The 16390-nt window shown below is 62.7% G+C and carries 14 protein-coding genes; 9 read left to right on the top strand and 5 right to left on the bottom strand.

Annotated features, from left to right (window positions below):
* The first annotated feature begins 60 nt into the window (after nucleotides 1–60).
* Nucleotides 61–714 (top strand): GntR family transcriptional regulator, encoded by a 654-nt coding sequence (locus CXQ94_RS05035; protein WP_104087107.1) that lies wholly within the window; start codon nucleotides 61–63, stop codon nucleotides 712–714.
* 46 nt (nucleotides 715–760) lie between these two features.
* Here CXQ94_RS05035 and CXQ94_RS05030 read toward each other — a convergent pair whose 3' ends face one another.
* Entirely contained in the window at nucleotides 761–1279 is a 519-nt protein-coding gene (locus CXQ94_RS05030) for a MarR family winged helix-turn-helix transcriptional regulator (RefSeq protein ID WP_104087106.1), read from the bottom strand.
* A 42-nt stretch (nucleotides 1280–1321) separates the two neighbouring features.
* Here CXQ94_RS05030 and CXQ94_RS05025 point away from each other — a divergent pair, with 42 nt between their 5' ends.
* On the top strand, nucleotides 1322–2038 hold the full coding sequence (locus CXQ94_RS05025; RefSeq protein ID WP_104087105.1) for an NADPH-dependent F420 reductase: 717 nt from the start codon (nucleotides 1322–1324) through the stop codon (nucleotides 2036–2038).
* On the opposite strand, the gene CXQ94_RS05020 is transcribed toward CXQ94_RS05025, so the two are convergent.
* Nucleotides 2035–2991, bottom strand: coding sequence for a DMT family transporter (locus CXQ94_RS05020; protein WP_104087104.1), 957 nt, complete (start codon nucleotides 2989–2991; stop codon nucleotides 2035–2037). The genes CXQ94_RS05025 and CXQ94_RS05020 overlap by 4 nt on opposite strands.
* Nucleotides 2992–3143: 152 nt before the next feature.
* On the opposite strand from CXQ94_RS05020, the gene abc-f reads away from it, so the two are divergent.
* A complete protein-coding gene (abc-f, locus tag CXQ94_RS05015) occupies nucleotides 3144–4781 on the top strand; it encodes a ribosomal protection-like ABC-F family protein (protein ID WP_104087103.1) in 1638 nt (545 codons plus the stop codon).
* Nucleotides 4782–5190: 409 nt separating this feature from the next.
* Nucleotides 5191–6591, top strand: coding sequence for an NAD(P)-binding domain-containing protein (locus CXQ94_RS05010; protein ID WP_104087342.1), 1401 nt, complete (start codon nucleotides 5191–5193; stop codon nucleotides 6589–6591).
* Nucleotides 6592–6621: 30 nt separating this feature from the next.
* Here the strand turns inward: CXQ94_RS05010 and CXQ94_RS05005 are convergent, their stop codons facing one another.
* Nucleotides 6622–7875 carry an alpha-L-fucosidase gene (locus CXQ94_RS05005; RefSeq protein ID WP_104087102.1) on the bottom strand — a complete coding sequence of 418 codons (1254 nt, stop codon included), beginning with the start codon at nucleotides 7873–7875 and terminating at the stop codon, nucleotides 6622–6624.
* A gap of 119 nt (nucleotides 7876–7994) precedes the next feature.
* Between CXQ94_RS05005 and CXQ94_RS05000 the strand changes: the two genes are divergently transcribed.
* Nucleotides 7995–8462 carry a UPF0158 family protein gene (locus CXQ94_RS05000; RefSeq protein WP_219816983.1) on the top strand — a complete coding sequence of 156 codons (468 nt, stop codon included), beginning with the start codon at nucleotides 7995–7997 and terminating at the stop codon, nucleotides 8460–8462.
* 97 nt (nucleotides 8463–8559) lie between these two features.
* Here the strand turns inward: CXQ94_RS05000 and CXQ94_RS04995 are convergent, their stop codons facing one another.
* Nucleotides 8560–10185, bottom strand: a complete 1626-nt coding sequence (locus tag CXQ94_RS04995) for a ribonuclease J (RefSeq protein ID WP_181034078.1) — start codon at nucleotides 10183–10185, stop codon at nucleotides 8560–8562.
* A 390-nt stretch (nucleotides 10186–10575) separates the two neighbouring features.
* Here CXQ94_RS04995 and CXQ94_RS04990 point away from each other — a divergent pair, with 390 nt between their 5' ends.
* Nucleotides 10576–12021 carry a DUF5129 domain-containing protein gene (locus CXQ94_RS04990; protein ID WP_104087099.1) on the top strand — a complete coding sequence of 482 codons (1446 nt, stop codon included), beginning with the start codon at nucleotides 10576–10578 and terminating at the stop codon, nucleotides 12019–12021.
* On the opposite strand, the gene CXQ94_RS04985 is transcribed toward CXQ94_RS04990, so the two are convergent.
* Nucleotides 12018–13310: a CynX/NimT family MFS transporter gene (locus tag CXQ94_RS04985; RefSeq protein ID WP_258066726.1), complete on the bottom strand. Its 1293-nt coding sequence runs from the start codon at nucleotides 13308–13310 to the stop codon at nucleotides 12018–12020. The genes CXQ94_RS04990 and CXQ94_RS04985 overlap by 4 nt on opposite strands.
* A gap of 119 nt (nucleotides 13311–13429) precedes the next feature.
* Here CXQ94_RS04985 and kynU point away from each other — a divergent pair, with 119 nt between their 5' ends.
* The 3 genes from kynU to CXQ94_RS04970 all read left to right on the top strand — a co-directional run bounded on the left by kynU (nucleotide 13430) and on the right by CXQ94_RS04970 (nucleotide 16390).
* Nucleotides 13430–14695, top strand: a complete 1266-nt coding sequence (kynU, locus tag CXQ94_RS04980; RefSeq protein ID WP_104087098.1) for a kynureninase — start codon at nucleotides 13430–13432, stop codon at nucleotides 14693–14695.
* 235 nt (nucleotides 14696–14930) lie between these two features.
* The gene (locus CXQ94_RS04975) at nucleotides 14931–15131 is read left to right on the top strand and encodes a helix-turn-helix domain-containing protein (RefSeq protein WP_104087097.1); all 201 of its coding nucleotides are present in this window, start codon (nucleotides 14931–14933) and stop codon (nucleotides 15129–15131) included.
* The gene (locus CXQ94_RS04970; RefSeq protein WP_104087096.1) at nucleotides 15128–16390 is read left to right on the top strand and encodes a type II toxin-antitoxin system HipA family toxin; all 1263 of its coding nucleotides are present in this window, start codon (nucleotides 15128–15130) and stop codon (nucleotides 16388–16390) included. The genes CXQ94_RS04975 and CXQ94_RS04970 overlap by 4 nt, the downstream gene beginning before the upstream one ends.

The following is a 16390-nucleotide window of genomic DNA, read 5'->3' as shown; positions in this document are numbered from 1 at the left end:
GTCAAGAGTTTTTGATGTTTTCCACGCACAGTCCGGCCCGGGCGATATATTCTATGTTGCATGCCCACTCCCCTGCCCCAAGGAATCCATAAGCGCCCGTTGCTCCGAGAAGATGTCTATCATTCCATTCGGGACGCCATCGTCAATGGCACCCTGGCTCCAGGCGAACGCCTCAAGGATCCCGAGCTCGAGGCGTGGCTCGGAGTGAGCCGGACGCCCATTCGGGAGGCTTTGCTGCGCCTTGAGCGGGCCGGGCTCATCATCGCCACTCCCGGACGTGCCACCACGGTGGCCCCACTTGACCCGGGATCCACTGTCAACGCCCAACAGGTGGTGGCCGCCATGCACGAGCTCGCCACCCGCCTGGCCGTGCCCGCGTTGACTGCGCAAAACCTGGCCGCACTAACCGCCGCCAACACCCTATTTTCGGCCGCCCTGGATGCCGACGACGTCGACGCGGCACTGGCCGCCGACGACGACTTCCACACAGTCTTCATCGACACCTGCGGCAACGCGATGATCCCCGAGGTTCTGGATTCGGCACTACCAGTACTGCGGCGGGTGGAGCGCCAGCGCTTCAGTTCACACGCCGCCCGCCACTCCGTCACGGCCCACGCTGAGATCATCCGGCTGGCCGGTATGGGTGACGCCGATGCCGCCGCGCTGGCAAGCCGGGACAATTGGTTATCCCTGGGCACCTCGGTGGAGGGCTAGGCGCCCGGCGGGACTCGCCGTCGGCCTTAACGACGGCGACGGCGAACTAGCTTTTGGCCGTGCCGAGCATTTGCTCCACGGCCTCGCATGCACCCAGATCATGGTCGTTCACGGCAGGGGTATGGCAAGCCACTCGACGGAGAAGTGTTCTGAAAACCTCGCGCTCGGCGGGCTCCAAAGCCGCGAGCACAACGTCCTCGGTCTCGGTCACGCGGCGCTGCAAGTCGGCCAGCGCATCCTTGCCCGCCGCCGTCCCCACAACGATCCGGGCACGACGGTCCGAGGGGTTCAGCTGGCGTTCCACCAGGCCGGCTTTGACGAAGTCATCGATCAGGTACGTCATGACGGTGCGGTCAATGCCAAGGTGCTGGGCCAGCGCCAATTGGTTAGGCAGTTCCCCGCCCACCACTGCGACTAGCACCTGATATCCGCGGGCCCCATGGGGGAGGTCACCCATGGTGGCTGCGGAGGCGTTCTGATAGTTGCGCACCAACACGCCTAGCGTCCACCCAAAGTCCTCTTGGGTGCTGCTCGGGCTGGTTTCTAGGGCGGCGCTGTTACTCATATCATCCATTCTAACCCACTACTGCGCTTTACAACAGATAATATGAGAGTAAGATCGTCTGTAGAACAACGTATATGGACGGAGATTAACCGCATGACTACACAGACCATCGGCATCCTTGGCGCAGGAAAAGTGGGCACAGGCGTGGCACGTCAGGCCCTGCTGGCCGGTTACCGTGTCCTAATTGCGGCATCCGGCGACCCCAAGAACATTGACCTGATCATTTCCGTCATGGCCCCCGGAGCCAAAGCCGCAACCGCTGCCCAGGTCATGGAGGAGGCCGATCTGGTGGTCCTCTCCGTTCCGCTGCACAAGTTCCGAACCCTCGACCCGGCCGCCCTGGCCGGCAAGCACGTAGTGGACACCATGAACTACTGGCGCGACACCAACGGTGACATGCCCGAGTTGGAGGAGGCGCCGTCGAGCTCCGAAATGGTTCTGGCGCACATTCCGGGCGCTCTGTTGGCCAAGTCCTTGAACCACATTGGCTACCACGAGCTCGAACTGGACGCCCTGCCCGCTGGCACTCCCGGCCGCCGCGCCTTGGCTGTAGCCGCTGACGACGACGCCACCCGCACCATGGTGCTCGACTTTGTGGAGCGCCTGGGTTTTGACGCCGTCGACGCCGGAGATCTGAGCAATGGCTTGGCCTTTGAGCCGAATACCCCGATCTTCAATGGCAGCTACGACAAGGCCGGAATTGCAGCCGAACTGGCCGCCCACCTGACAGCAGAGCGCGAGCTGGAACCGGCCGTCTAATCACGTCCGGCAGGGGCGGCGGCGCCGCGACGGTCCGCCGCCTTCCGGCGCCACCGGCCCAATGCGTCCAGCCGGCCCTGGCTAATGGCAATTCCGGCCACGACGATGAGCGCCCCCACGGGCTGGTTCCACGTGACCGGCTCGGCCAGCAGGAGCACCCCTAGGCTGACGCCGACGATAGGCGTCAGGTAAGTCACCGCTGATGCGTTCGCCGCACCCCATGCGGCGACGAGATTGGTATTCCACACATAGGCCAATCCCGTCCCGACCATGCCGAGGACAAGAATGCTTGCCACGATCTGCGGCGAGAGTTGGATGGGGCCCGTCGCAATCCACGGGGCCAGCACCAGCATGATCACGGCACCAAGGCCCACCTGCACCGTCGCCACGGAGAGCGAGGACAAGCCCCGCGGCGAGATAAAGCGCCTGAGGTAGACAAACCCGAGGCCGTAGCAGGCGGTCGCCAGCAGACAGGCCCCCTGCGCGGCAAGTGATCCTCCACCGGCGCCATTCCACGGCCCCAGGACCACCAGGACGCCAAGGAACCCTGCGAGCAAGCCAAACAGGCGAAGCTTTCCGGGACGTTCCTGCGGCAGCGCGACGAGTGCCACGAGCGTTGTCATCAGTGGCGTTGTTGCGTTGTAAATGCTGGCCAGGCCGGATGCAATGTCCTGTTCAGCCCAAGCGAACAGCAGGAACGGGACAACGCACAGCAAAACCGAGACGACGCCCAGATGCGCCCACACCGCGGGCTCTCTTGGCAGCTTTTGTCGGGTTGCCAGGGATATGGCGGCCAACGCCACTGTTCCCGCACACAAGCGCCCGAGCACCACTTGGGCCGGTGACAGTCCCTGCAGGCCGACTGCGATGAACAGGAAACTGGCTCCCCAGATGACGGCCAGCAAAATAAATTGCACCAGCGGCCACTTACTTGTTGATCCCTGACCGGGCATTTGCATCTCCACTTTCATCACCCACGGCCTGGGCCGTGATTCGTTGCGTTCCCTGATGGGTAGACGATGACCGTCCCGAAAACGTGAGCTCGCAGGGCGAGACCCCGGATCCGCCGGTCCGGCGAAGTCCCAATTCAAAATAAGATTGACACATGAGCGCAACACTTGTGGCCAAAAACCTTTCTGGCGGCCACGCCCACCGTACCTTGTTCAGCAACCTCAATCTCACCGTCGCCCCCGGCGATGTGGTGGGCGTCGTCGGCGCCAATGGGGCCGGCAAGTCCACCCTTTTGCGACTGCTGGCCGGAGCCGACAAACCCCAAGCGGGCAGCGTCAGCACGGCCCCGCAGGATGCCTTCATCGGCTGGCTACCCCAAGAACATGAGCGCCTTGCCGGTGAGAGCATCGCCGCCTACATTGGCCGCCGCACAGGTTGCAGTGAGGCCACCGAAGCGATGGAGTCCTCGGCCGAGGCACTGGGTTCAGGCAATGCCGAGGACGATGATCGGTACGCCAACGCCCTGGATCACTGGCTGGCGTGCGGTGCGGCTGACCTGGACGATCGCATACCGGCAACCCTGGCCGAACTAGGCCTTGAGGTGGGTCCGGATGCGCTCATGACGGGACTATCTGGCGGGCAGGCCGCTCGTGTTGCCTTGGCCGCACTTTTGTTGAGCCGTTTCGACATTGTGCTGCTGGATGAGCCCACCAACGACCTTGACCTATCCGGCCTGGCCAGGCTGGAGGAGTTCGTTAAGGGCCTGCGCGGCGGCGTGGTTCTGGTGTCCCACGACAGGGAGTTCCTGGCCCGCTGCATCACCAAGGTGGTGGAGCTGGACCTGCCCCAGAACAAGGTGACCGTGTACGACGGCGGCTACGACTCGTTCCTGGAGGAGCGCGCCATCGCCAAGCGGCATGCCCGCGAGGCCTACGACGAGTTTGCCGAGAAGAAGGCGGACCTGGTGGGGCGTGCCCGCACACAGCGCGAGTGGAGCTCCCAAGGCGTACGAAACGCTATGAAGAAGAGCCCGGACAATGACAAGATCCGGCGCAAGGCGGCCAGTGAGTCCTCCGAAAAACAGGCCCAGAAGGTGCGCCAGATGGAGTCCCGGATCGCCCGGCTGGACGAGGTGGAGGAGCCGCGCAAGGAGTGGGCACTCCAGTTCAGCATCGGTGCCGCGCCGCGGTCCAGCACCGTGGTGGCCACCCTCAACGAGGCCACAGTGCGCCACGACGGCTTCACCCTGGGCCCGGTCTCGGTCCAGGTCAACGCTGGCGAACGCATCGGCATCACGGGCCCCAATGGCGCCGGCAAATCAACTTTGTTGCGACTGCTTCTAGGCCGCCAGGAACCGGACGACGGCGTGGCCTCCCTGGGCGCCAATGTCGCCCTTGGCGAAATCGACCAGGCCCGCAGCCAGTTCCCGGAGGACGTGCCCTTGGGCGCCGCATTCGAGGATCTGGTCCCGGAGATGAACCAGGCCGAGGTGCGCACACTGTTGGCAAAGTTCGGCTTGAAGGCGGATCACGTGACCAGCCCGGTGGGTAGCCTCTCCCCCGGTGAGCGCACCCGCGCCTCCTTGGCCCTGCTGCAGGCACGCGGTGTCAACGTCCTTGTCCTGGATGAGCCCACCAACCATCTGGATCTGCCCGCCATCGAGCAGCTCGAGCAGGCCCTTGACGGCTACGAGGGCACTCTCCTGCTGGTTTCGCACGACCGGCGCCTACTGGAAAACGTTCACCTGGACACCCGCTGGGACGTCCGCGATGGCAAGGTCACCGAACTGTAGTTGCACGCTTGCGGCCCCGAGCGTGATGCGGGGCCGCAAGCAGGACGAGTTAGTTTCTCTTATTCATTGAATGACTTTGACTTACCATTTCTAAAATGTTGGAATGGGTTACAGGTTCGCTGCCGCATTGGATCGGCAGCTACCACCTTCAAATCCTTGGTGATTGCCTTTTTGGCCACCAAGATTAGGGCCGTTTCTCCCGCCGCTTGGATTGCGCGGGATTGATGTCATGAGCCCCGGGCGGCCTCCGCCGCCCGCACATTGCCGCAGTTTGAACTGCCGCCGCGCACCCAGCGCTTTGTAGCTCCGCCACGTTGGCGCCATCTCTGGCCACCGCAGATTTCCGGAGTGTGGATTTGAAGCGTCACTTGCGACGAATGAAAAATATCCAATGAATGAGGAGAACAGCATGACATTGCGAGTCGGAATCATTGGTGCGGGCCCCAGCGGCATGGCACAGCTGCGGGCATTTGAATCAGCACGCAAGAATGGTGCGGACATCCCGTCCATCATGTGTTTTGAAAAGCAGGACGACTGGGGTGGACAGTGGAACAGCAGCTGGCGTACCGGCTTGGATGCCTACGGCGAGCCCGTCCACACCAGCATGTACCGTCATTTGTGGTCCAACGGCCCTAAGGAATGCCTGGAATTTTCCGACTACTCCTTTGACGAGCACTTTGGCCAGGCCTTCTCCTCATTCCCGCCGCGCGCAGTCCTTTTCGACTACATCAAGGGCCGCGTGGAAAAGTCTGATGTCCGCAAATACGTGCAGTTCAACACGGTAGCCCGCCACACCAGCTACAACCCGGCAACCGAAGAATTCACGCTGACGGTGGAAGACCTGACCACGGGTACCACCGCCGAACATGTCTTTGACAAGCTGGTGGTTTCAACGGGCCACTTCGCCTTTCCCGCGGTCCCTGAATTCGAGGGCATCAACTCCTTCCCCGGCGACCTCCTGCACGCCCATGACTTCCGTGGCGCCGAACGCTTTGCCGGCAAAAACCTGCTCATGATCGGCAGCAGCTACTCCGCCGAGGACATCGGCATGCAAGCACACAAGATGGGGGCAGCGTCCGTCACCTTCAGCTACCGCACGGCACCCATGGGCTTTGACTGGCCCGAAAACACCGTTGAGCGCTCCCTTGTCACCCATTTCGAGGGCCGTACCGCGCATTTCTTAGACGGCACCAAGGGCGAGTTCGACGCCGTCGTGCTGTGTACCGGTTACCAGCACAAATACCCTTTCCTGCCCAGCGATCTTTCCCTGAAGTCCAAAAACGTGCTGTACCCGGGGAATTTGTACAAGGGTGTGGTGTGGCAGCAAAACACCAACCTGTTCTACCTTGGCGCGCAGGACCAGTACTACACCTTCAACATGTTTGATGCGCAGGCATGGTTTGCCCGTGATGTCATGACCGGAAAAATCGAGTTGCCCTCGCAACAGGCGCGCGAGGCAGACATCCAGCTATGGCTCGAACGCCTGGCGGCGCTGCCAGATCACAACGCCGAGGCCGATTTCCAGTCGGACTACCTGCGCGAGCTGATCGATGCCACGGACTACCCGCCGTTCGATCTGGATGCCGTTTCGCAGCTCTTCAAAGACTGGATGGGGCACAAGGAGAGCGACATTTTGGGTTACCGCGACATGGTCCACCGCTCGGTTGTCACCGGCACCATGGCCACCAAGCACCACACGCGCTGGTTGAACGCCATGGATGACTCGCTGGACCGCTATCTGAACGGTCCGTCGCAGGATGTGGATACCGGCACGCTGGCCACCGTCACGGAAGAGCTCAGCACGAAGTAGTTTCGGCGGCGCCCCGGGGACCCGGTGATCCTAGTCCGGGGCGTCGGTGGAGGCCGTGTAGTCGATCTCGGGGATGACTTCGACGCCGGTGTTAAATCCGACGACGGAGGTCAGCGCCGGGTTGTCGCCGTCCAACTCGATGAAGAACCTTTTGGCTGTCACGGCGGGGAAGACGTGGATACGTTGGGCGCCGACGGTACCTGCGCCCATCACTACCTGGCCATCCCCGTCCTTGATCCTGTGCGCCGTGACCCGCTGCCCCCGGGTGAGGTCCTCGGATAGCCGCAGATGGTCGAGACGGGTTTCCGCCGCGAACTCGGCCATCCACACCCCTTCCCCCACGGCGTGCAGGGAAGCAACGCTGGGGGCTGCGAAACGGCGTCGGAGTTCACCGGAAAACGCATGCACACGGGCTACGTCGTCGTCGGGGATCAGGCCGCGAGTATCTGGCGGCAGGTTCAGCAAAAGGTTCGCACCCAGCCCCACCGAACGGTAGTAAATGGCGAGCAGGTGGGTGAGGGACTTTGGTTCATCCCCGGGGTGCCAGAACCAGCCGCGGCGGATGGAGACATCGCATTCCGGCGGCAAATAGAGGGCCTGCGCCAATGCCGCCGAATGTACCGTGTAGTTGGAAAAGTCCGTCTGGTCCACTACATAGTTCACTGGATCTGCGGCCAGGCCATCTTCATTGCCAACCCAGCGGATGGTTGGCGCACCCATGTTGAAGACCATGGCACCGGGCTGGAGTTCGTCGATAAGGGCGGCAATGCTTGACCAGTCGTATTCGCGTCCCTGAGAGCCGGCGCCATCAAACCACAGCTCACACAGCTTGCCGTAGTTGCTGCACAGTTCTCGGAGCTGGCGCAGGTAGAACGCGTCGTAGGCCACCGGATCCGGGTAGCACGCGGCATTGCGATCCCAGGGGGACAGGTACAGGCCCAGTTTCACGCCATGTTTGCGGCAGGCGGCGGCCACCTCGGCCACCACGTCACCGCGCCCATCCCGCCAGGGCGAGGACGCAACGGAATAGCTGGTGGTTGCGGTTGGCCACAGGCAGAAGCCATCGTGGTGTTTGGCGGTCAAGACGACGTATTTCGCGCCGGCGTCCCGGGCAGTTTTCACCCACTGTTCGGCGTCGAGATTGCCCGGGTTGAAGGAGGCTGCGGGCAGGGTTCCGTCGCTCCACTCCTTCCCGTGGAAAGTGTTGATACCGAAGTGGAGGAAGACACCCAGTTGATCGTGCTGCCAGGCGAGCTGCTCGGGTGTGGGAACCAGTGGAATCATGGTTGCAGTTTTTCACACTCCTGCCCGGCCCTAGCTCTTGCCCAAATCCGTTCCGGGTAGAACCATGGTGTCTATGGGTTGCTTCATCATTCCGACTACCCATGACGGAGGGCCGAGCCGTGTTGCACATCAGTGATATCGATCTTGCGGGCCTGTCCATGGCATTGGAAAACCACTTCATGGACTACGACACGTTCTTTTGGCTGGATCCTGCCACCGGCCGGATCCAACTGTGGGGTGAAGAGGCCGCAGATGAGGCTGGCGCCGAGGGCTGGAACGTTGAGGACCGAGGCGGTGTCCGCATCGAGACGATAGATTCTTTCGAGGCCTTTGGGGACATGGAGGCCTTTATTTTCAGTGTCAAGGATCCCCATTGCAGGGCAGAACTGGCCCGTTCAATCGACCGCAGCAAACCGTTCCGGCATTTCAAGGACGCCCTGCATCAATTCCCGCAGGTGCAAACGGATTGGGCTGAATTCCACGACGCCGTCATGAAAGTCAGGGCCATCGAGTGGCTCCGGGACAATGATCTGATCGATCCTGCGGAGGCGCAGGCCTCGGTGGTTCAGCTGCGCATAGGTACTTGAGCGTTTCAGCCAGCGGTTGTCAGGACCCTTAAACGAGTGAAGGCCTCCACCCGGACTGGGTGGAGGCCTTCACTAGCTCGTGAACGCGTGCTGTTATTTACGCTTCAACGATGATGACCGTGTAGACCGGCTTGCGGCGGAGGGCGCGGTCCGACCAACGGAGCAGGGCGTCGGCGATAGCTTTTTCGGCGCCATGGCCTGTCTTTTCACCGCGGAGCCCGGCAACCGTCTTTTCGACGATGACGGTGGCCTTCTCGATGTCCTTGTCGGTGAGGTTGAAGCCCACGGAGAAGTACTCGGGGTCTTCTTCGATCTTGCCGGTGTCGGGATTGACAATGAGCAATACCGTGACGGCGCCGTCTTGGGCCAGACGGATCCGGTCCACCAGGGATTCTTCCGTTGCCGCGCCGGCAACCATGTTCTCCACGTAGACGTAGGCGGCCGGCACGCTGCCGGATACCTTCGCCACGCCGTCCTTGAGGTCAATGGTGGTGCCATCGTCAACAATGAATGCGTTCTTCGGGTCTACACCGGTGCGCACTGCCAGTGCGGCGTTCGCCTTCAGGTGGCGGTACTCGCCGTGCACCGGCATGACGTTCTTGGGGCGCACCAGGTTGTAGCAGTAGACCAGTTCGCCGGCACTGGCGTGACCGGAAACGTGAACCTTCGCGTTGCCCTTGTGGACCACGTTGGCGCCCTGTTTGGTCAGGTCGTTGATGAGACGGTAGATCGAGGACTCGTTGCCGGGCACCATCGAGCTGGCCAGCAAGACGGTGTCGCCCTCGGTCAGGTTGATCTGGTGGTCACCGTTGGCCATGCGCGCAAGAGCTGCCATGGGCTCACCCTGAGAACCGGTGCAGATCAGGACGGCCTTGGTGGCGTCCATCTTTGCCAGTTCCTTGGCATCCACCAGCATGCCGCGGGGGATCTTCAAGTAGCCAAGTTCGCGGGCGGTGGTCATGTTGCGGACCATGGAGCGGCCAACGAAGGCGATCTTGCGGTTGTACTTGTGTGCAGAATCGATGATCTGCTGGATGCGGTGCACGTGGCTGGCGAAGCTGGAGACAACTACGCGGCGCGGTGCCGTGCGCATGACCTGATCGATGGCCGGGATCAGGTCCGCTTCGGCGGCCAAGAACCCCGGAACCTCGGCGTTGGTGGAGTCGGGCAGGAACAGGTCCACGCCTTCCTCGCCCAAGCGAGCGAAGCCAGCGAGGTCGGTGATGCGCTTGTCCAGCGGGAACTGGTCCATCTTGAAGTCGCCGGTCTCCAGCACCAGGCCGGCAGGCGTGCGGATGGCAACTGCCAGGCCGTCCGGGATGGAATGGTTGACTGCCAGGAATTCGACGTCGAATGGGCCGAACTTGCGACGGTCCCCCTCACGAACCTGGATCAGTTTGCCCTTGATGCGGTGTTCTTCAAGTTTGGTCTTGAGGAATGCCAGGGTCAGCTTGGCGGAAATGACGGGAATATCACCGCGGTGCTTAAGCAAGTACGGCACACCGCCAATGTGGTCCTCGTGGCCGTGGGTCAGCACCAGGCCAACAACGTCCTGCCAGCGATCCTTGAGGTAGGAGAAATCGGGCAGGATCAAGTCCACACCTGGGTGGTGCTCTTCGGGGAAGAGCACACCGCAGTCAACGATCAGCAGCTTTCCTGCGAATTCGAAGACGGTCATGTTACGACCGATCTCCCCCAATCCGCCGAGGGCGACAATGCGCATTGCCCCTTCTGCAAGGGGGGGCGGGGTCTGGCGGGCGGTTCTTCTCATGGGTTCCGTTCTCTATCGTGTTATGAGCGGCAGGCTGCGCCGGGATGGCGAAGGTGCACTGCCTTGTTATGCGACGCGTCGGCCAAAAGTTGGTCCGGTGTCGCCAAAAAAAATTATGAGCGTACTTATGTGCGATTTTACCACCGCAGTCGCCGACGGATTCGCGGGCGGGGCACGGCCCGTTATTTGGGCTCGGCGCCAGGGTCGCCCTGCTGGCGGTGCTTTCTTCCGGTTGGCCAGGTTGGTCCAAAAGGTCAGTCCCGCTGGCCCCCCTTTTTAATATCGCCCCCATAGCCCATTCGGTAGAGTGACCGTGAAGAAGTTGCGAGGAAATTGGGGAAAATGAAAAAGATCTTGGCCGTTGTGGCATTGACCATGATGACGATGCTCGGTGGGGCACCAGCTGCCCTGGCTAGCCCACCAACGGATGTGGTGGTCGAGGACACCGCAGGGGTGCTGTACCAGCCGCAACTACTCCCGGCCGTCAAGGCGATTAGCTTTCGCCAGCCCACCAAGGTCGCTGTTGTCACCATCGCAGGCGTGGCTGGCACCAACGTCTTAAACGCCGCAGTTTTGGAACTTGCCCGCGACAAGCACCCCGAATGGCTCAGCAGCGACGGTCAGAAGTGGGCGGACGGTCTTTTCATCCTTGCCGTAGACCCCATTGCCCGCAAAGTGGGCACCTTCATGGGTGAGGATCGCAAGGTCTCCCCTGAGGACCAAGACAAGATTCAGGAATCCACTAAGAGTCTTTTTGCTCAGGCTCAGTGGACTGACGGCACGATCGCCGGGGTCAAGAAGGGCGCGGCCCTGATCAACCGCCCCTGGTACCTCTCCCCGGGGTTCATTGTCACCACATGCATTGCCGTCGGAGCGGCCGTCCTCGGGTTTGGTGCCTGGCTTGTCCTGCGGAAACGCAACCGGGTCAAAGCCCAGGCGCTCATGAAAACTGGTGACGCAAGTTTCGCCAATGTCAGCCTGGATCTGGAGGTGACCGAGCTGAACGCGAAAACCATTCCGCAACAATCCACCTATGGGGCGCAGGTGCTTGAGAAGTACCGCAATTTCAGCACCAGCTATGCCCAGGTCACCGCCTTGAACCAACAATCGCACGCCTTCTCGCAGCGCGATATTTCCCAAGGTAAGAACGTCAAGGTGGTCCAGGCCTACGCCGATGCCGCAGTTGAACTTGATGGCTTGGACGACGTCATTGCCGACACCAACACCTTGCTCAACAAGTTCTCCGGTTGGGAGGCTGCCTGGGACCGCCAGGTCCGCCCGCTCCGCGACGACCTGGACAAGCTCCCCGAACTGCTCAACCGCTCCGAAGCCCGCGGCCTGGAAAGTGCCGCGGCCTTGGGTTCCTTCAGTGTCCAGACACAGGATTACCTGCAGCTTTGGGCGTCCCAAATCCACAACGGCACACTCACCCCCGAGTCCGCACTGGACAGGCTCAAGGAAACGCGCGCCGAATTGGGCCAGCTACTGAGCGGCCATTCCGACGCTATGATCGGCCAGTATGCCAAGACCACCTCGGAGGCCGACCGGATGCGTCGCACCGTGTGTGAGCAGCGCAATTACTCCACCGGACACGGCCGCCCCAACATCCTTGGCACCGTTTACGGCATGAATGTCTTCTACACCGTCAGCACCTTTGACCACGCCTATTCCAGCGCAAGGAGCAGCGTCGATTCAGCCCGGAGTTCCTCGTCATCCGGTGGGAGCAGCACCGGCTATGGTTCCAGTGGTGGCAGTTTCTCCGGTTCCGGTAGTTCTTCGAGCTTCTAGCCGCGGATGGTAACGGCCGCTGGAATTTCGACGGCGGCGGAGTCCTCAATGTACCGTTTCGGGTTGATCATGACGGCGCCCACCAGCATGACGGCCAGGCACACACCCAACATGGCAAAGGACGCGGTCCAGGACCCCGTGGCGTCGTGAATGCTGCCAAAGAAAAGTGGTGCCACTCCCGCAAAGGCGTACCCCACACCCTGGCTGAAACCGGACAAGACGGCTGAGCCGTGCGTGGTCCGCGAGCGCAGGTTCACCATCAACAGTGCCGTGGCAAAGGTGCCTTGGCCCAGGCCCGAGAAGGTTACCCACAGCCAGGTCCCGTCCGACGGCGCCAGGTACAGCCCCAGATGCCCCGTCGCCCAGCATGCGGCGAAAAGCAGGATGGCCCAGATCGGGTTCTTCATGCGCGGGACCCACAGCGGCACCAGCAAACTCACCGGCAATCCCAAGATGGCAAAGTAGGCCAGGGCCGAACCTGCCGTTCCGGCGTCCAGTCCGTGCCCCGACAGGTACGGCGGCAGCCAGGTGAAGTACACATAGGTTTGGGCCGAGTTGCCTGCCAAGAAGATCGCCAGTCCCCACGCCACTGGCGAGCGCCAGGGCAGCAGTTTCGGCGCGGCCGCATCCATACTGGCGCCAACACTGGAGTCGACAGCCGCAGATGAGTGCCCGGCGTCGAGCTTAAGCGCCGCCCCCAGGGCGCCGCGGCGATCGCGCCACGCTTGCAAGGCCCACGGCAGCAACACCACAATGCTGACCGATGCCCACAATCCGATGGACACCCGCCAGTTGGTGAGCCCCGCAACGGGAACAGCGAGCTGCGGGCTGAGCGCAGTTCCCACAGCCAGCAGCGTCACGTACCCGGCGGTGACCACGCCCACCCTGTCGGGGAAGTACTTTTTGACTAGCGGCGGCAGCACCACATTGCCAATGCCGTAACCGGCCATGACCACTGCGGTGAAACCTAAAAACGGCCACACGGCACCACTGCCGGCCCGCAGCAGCTGCCCGGCGACAGCCAGCACCACCGCAGCCACCAAGACCTTTTCCAGGCTGAACCGACGAATCAGCACCGGGGTCAGCAGGCCAAAAACGGCGAAAATCAGTGGCGGCAGCATGGCGAGCAGGCCGATCGTGGAGGCGTCGAACCCCAGTTCACCGCGCAGTTCACCCAGCAGCGGGGGCACCACTGAGACGGCGGTGCGCAGGCTCAGGGCCATCACCATGATTCCCAGGAGCGCGCCAATACGCCCGGTCCACGGCTTCTTCACAACAAAATTGGTCACTGGATAACCCTAGTCACGTCTGCGGCCACGCCCCACCGCATTCCCTTGACCGGGCCAAAGAGCGGCCATAGATTGGGGATTGGCCACCATTCCCACCCCTTCCACGGCAAGGACGCCTCATGGATTCTGCTCTGCCCACCACCCGAGAAGCCTGCCAAGCCGCGGACGCAGCCGATCCGCTGCGCCGGTTTCGTGAGGAGTTCCTTCTGCCCGAGGGTGTCATCTACCTTGATGGCAACTCCCTGGGCGCCCGGCCGCGCACCTCGCTGGCCACTGCCACGCGTGTGTTGGAGCAGGAGTGGGGAACGGGGCTAATTCGCAGCTGGAACACTGCCGGCTGGTTTGAGCTGCCAGGCCGCCTTGGTGACAAGCTGGCGTCCTTGATTGGTGCCGGACCCGGCGAGGTTGTCATCACGGACACCACCTCCCTGAACCTATTCAAGACACTGGCCGCAGCATTGCGCATCCAACAAGCCGCCAACCCCCAACGCAAGGTCATTGTCACCGAGCGCGACAACTTCCCCACCGACATTTACATGGCTGAGGGGATCGTGGATTTCCTCAACCAGGGCTACTCGGTCCGCCTGATCGACGCCGACCTCCCGCTGGAGGCCGCGCTGGGCGCGGACGTCGCCGTCGTCGCCCTTTCCCACGTCAACTACCGCACCGGCGCCATGTGGGACATGGACTCCACCACCTCTTTGGTGCACGACGACGGCGCCCTGGTGATCTGGGACCTCGCCCATGCAGCCGGCGCAGTTCCAGTGGATCTGACGGGCGCCGGGGCGGATTTCGCGGTGGGCTGCACCTACAAGTACCTCAATGGTGGTCCGGGCTCCCCCGCGTTCATCTGGGTCAATGCCAGGCACCAGGATCGTTTCTGGCAGCCGCTCTCCGGTTGGTGGGGTCATGCCCGCCCCTTTGCCATGGAGGATTCCTACGAGCCGATCTCCGGGATCGGCCGATTCCTGTGCGGTACCCAGCCCATCCTCTCCATGGCCTTGGTGGAGTGCGGGCTGGATGTGAGCCTGGCCGCCCCCATGGCCGAGCTGCGGGCCAAGTCTCTGGCCCTGACCGACCTGTTCAATTCCTTGGTGGCCGCCCGGCGGGGGGATCACCCGCTGGAACTCATCACGCCCCTGGAACATGAGCGCCGCGGCAGCCACGTCAGCTACATGCACCCGGAGGGCTATTCGATCATGGCGGCGCTGATTGCCCGCGGCATCATCGGCGACTACCGCGAACCCCATGTGCTCCGGTTTGGCATCACCCCGCTCTACGTGGGTTTCACGGACGTGTGGGATGCCGTGGACGCCCTCTTCGACATCCTCGAGAACGGTTTGTGGGACACCCCCAAATTCCGGGAGCGCCTGGCCGTGACCTGAGACGAACGCGACGACGGCGGTTTCCGCCCGCCGGATTCGTCACGACGGCGCCAACTCGCCAAACGCCGAGCAACTTACGCCGTCCTCGCGAGTTGCCGCCGTCCTCGCGGAAAGGTCACGTCGACGCCCGAAATATTCGGCAGGATCATGCATAAGTTGAAGCCGTGGGTCATAGGATGGAGCCAGGCGCACGGGCGCCCCAGCTGTAACCGCACCGAAAGGCTCACACACGACGATGGACGCGGCCCAACTTGGCGCCACTTTGCGGGCCCGCCGGCGTGAGCTGGGACTGACGCAAAGCGAGACTGCGGATCTGGCGGACGTCTCCCCCCGGGTGCTCAGCGATCTGGAGAATGGGCGCGAAACCGTGCGCCTGGACATCGTCAATGCCGTGGTGAACGCTTTGGGTCTGAGTCTGAGCGTGCAGCGTCCGTGAGGAATCCCGAGGACGCGAAGAAGATCCACCAGGCGGTGGTCTATAAAAAGGGGCGTGCCGCGGCGACCCTGGTCCGGCACGCACACACCGGCGTGGTCTTTTCCTACCTGCCCAACTATCTGAGCTCGGGCGGCCCGGCGATCGCCTCAACCCTGCCGGCCCTTGATGTCCCCGTGACGCTCAGCCACGGAAACGTGCCAGCGTTCTTTGCCGGATTGCTGCCTGAGGGCGAACGGTTGGCGAAGCTGCGCTGGGCGGTGAAAACCACTATCGCCGACGAGTTTTCGCTGCTCTTGGCGGCCGGCGGCAACCCGTTGGGCGACGTGCAAATCCTGCCCTCCGGCGAGCCCATGGAACCGGTGAAGCCGCTGCTGACCGTCACAAAAACCATGGACACGCTCCGCTTCGCCGATTTTGCCGCCATCCCGGGGCCCGTCGACACCTCGGCGTTGGCCGGCCAGCAGGACAAGGTCACCGCCGCCTATGCCCATGACAAGGACCCGTCCCGGGCGTACATCCTCAAGTTCAACGACGGCAGCCACGCCCGCCAGGTTGAAACCGAATTTCTCCTGCTTAACAAGGCAAAGAGGCTCTCCATCCCCGTCTCCGCCGCCCGTCTGGTGTACGACGGCGCCGGGGAGGCTGCGCTGCTCGTCTCACGTTTTGACCGGTCACCCCGCGGGCCACTGGCCGTTGAGGATGGGGCCCAACTGCTGGGCGTGCCCCCGGCGCGCAAGTACAGCGTCCCCACGGAGGCTGTTGCCGCCGCGGTGGTCGGCATGTGCGCGGCGCAGGTGCTGGCGGCGCGGAATGTGTTCTTGCAGTTCCTGTTCGGGTGGCTGACAGGTAACGGCAATCTACACGCCAAGAACATTTCCGTTGTCCAGCAACTCACGGGCGAGTACTTCGTTGCCCCGGCCTATGACCTGCAATGCACGCTGGCTGCGGAGATCGAGCAGGGTTTCGCGGCGGGTGTCCCGGGCGGCATTCTCACCGAGCTGACCGACGGCGATCCCTCCCGCGACCCCGGCATGGCCTTGCCACTGGGGGGAAGCGCCGGGAGCCGGACCGGGTTGGGCCGCAATGACTGGCTCCGCTTTGCACGCTCCTTGCACCTGCCCGAGCGCCTCGCGGCCAAGTCCATTGACAAGGCACTGGCCGCCTCCGAGCTGACCACAGCGGAACTACCATTTGAGCCGGAGGTCAGCGCCGCCGTCGTCCGCGTCTTGGCGATCAGGCGTGCGGCCATGAGCCGCTGA

The sequence above is a fragment of the Arthrobacter sp. GMC3 genome, assembly GCF_002929305.1.
GTDB lineage: Bacteria > Actinomycetota > Actinomycetes > Actinomycetales > Micrococcaceae > Specibacter.
This window is presented reverse-complemented; position numbering and strand designations above follow the sequence as displayed.

What these genes read in the sequence shown, in the direction of transcription:
- kynU (WP_104087098.1), top strand. Translation starts at nt 13,430, where the DNA reads ATGGATTCTGCTCTGCCCACCACCCGAGAAGCCTGCCAAGCCGCGGAC.
- CXQ94_RS04995 (WP_181034078.1), bottom strand. Translation starts at nt 10,185, where the DNA reads ATGCGCATTGTCGCCCTCGGCGGATTGGGGGAGATCGGTCGTAACATG.
- CXQ94_RS05020 (WP_104087104.1), bottom strand. Translation starts at nt 2,991, where the DNA reads ATGCCCGGTCAGGGATCAACAAGTAAGTGGCCGCTGGTGCAATTTATT.
- CXQ94_RS05035 (WP_104087107.1), top strand. Translation starts at nt 61, where the DNA reads ATGCCCACTCCCCTGCCCCAAGGAATCCATAAGCGCCCGTTGCTCCGA.
- CXQ94_RS04975 (WP_104087097.1), top strand. Translation starts at nt 14,931, where the DNA reads ATGGACGCGGCCCAACTTGGCGCCACTTTGCGGGCCCGCCGGCGTGAG.
- CXQ94_RS05010 (WP_104087342.1), top strand. Translation starts at nt 5,191, where the DNA reads ATGACATTGCGAGTCGGAATCATTGGTGCGGGCCCCAGCGGCATGGCA.
- CXQ94_RS04990 (WP_104087099.1), top strand. Translation starts at nt 10,576, where the DNA reads ATGAAAAAGATCTTGGCCGTTGTGGCATTGACCATGATGACGATGCTC.
- CXQ94_RS05005 (WP_104087102.1), bottom strand. Translation starts at nt 7,875, where the DNA reads ATGATTCCACTGGTTCCCACACCCGAGCAGCTCGCCTGGCAGCACGAT.
- abc-f (WP_104087103.1), top strand. Translation starts at nt 3,144, where the DNA reads ATGAGCGCAACACTTGTGGCCAAAAACCTTTCTGGCGGCCACGCCCAC.
- CXQ94_RS05025 (WP_104087105.1), top strand. Translation starts at nt 1,322, where the DNA reads ATGAGAGTAAGATCGTCTGTAGAACAACGTATATGGACGGAGATTAAC.
- CXQ94_RS05030 (WP_104087106.1), bottom strand. Translation starts at nt 1,279, where the DNA reads ATGAGTAACAGCGCCGCCCTAGAAACCAGCCCGAGCAGCACCCAAGAG.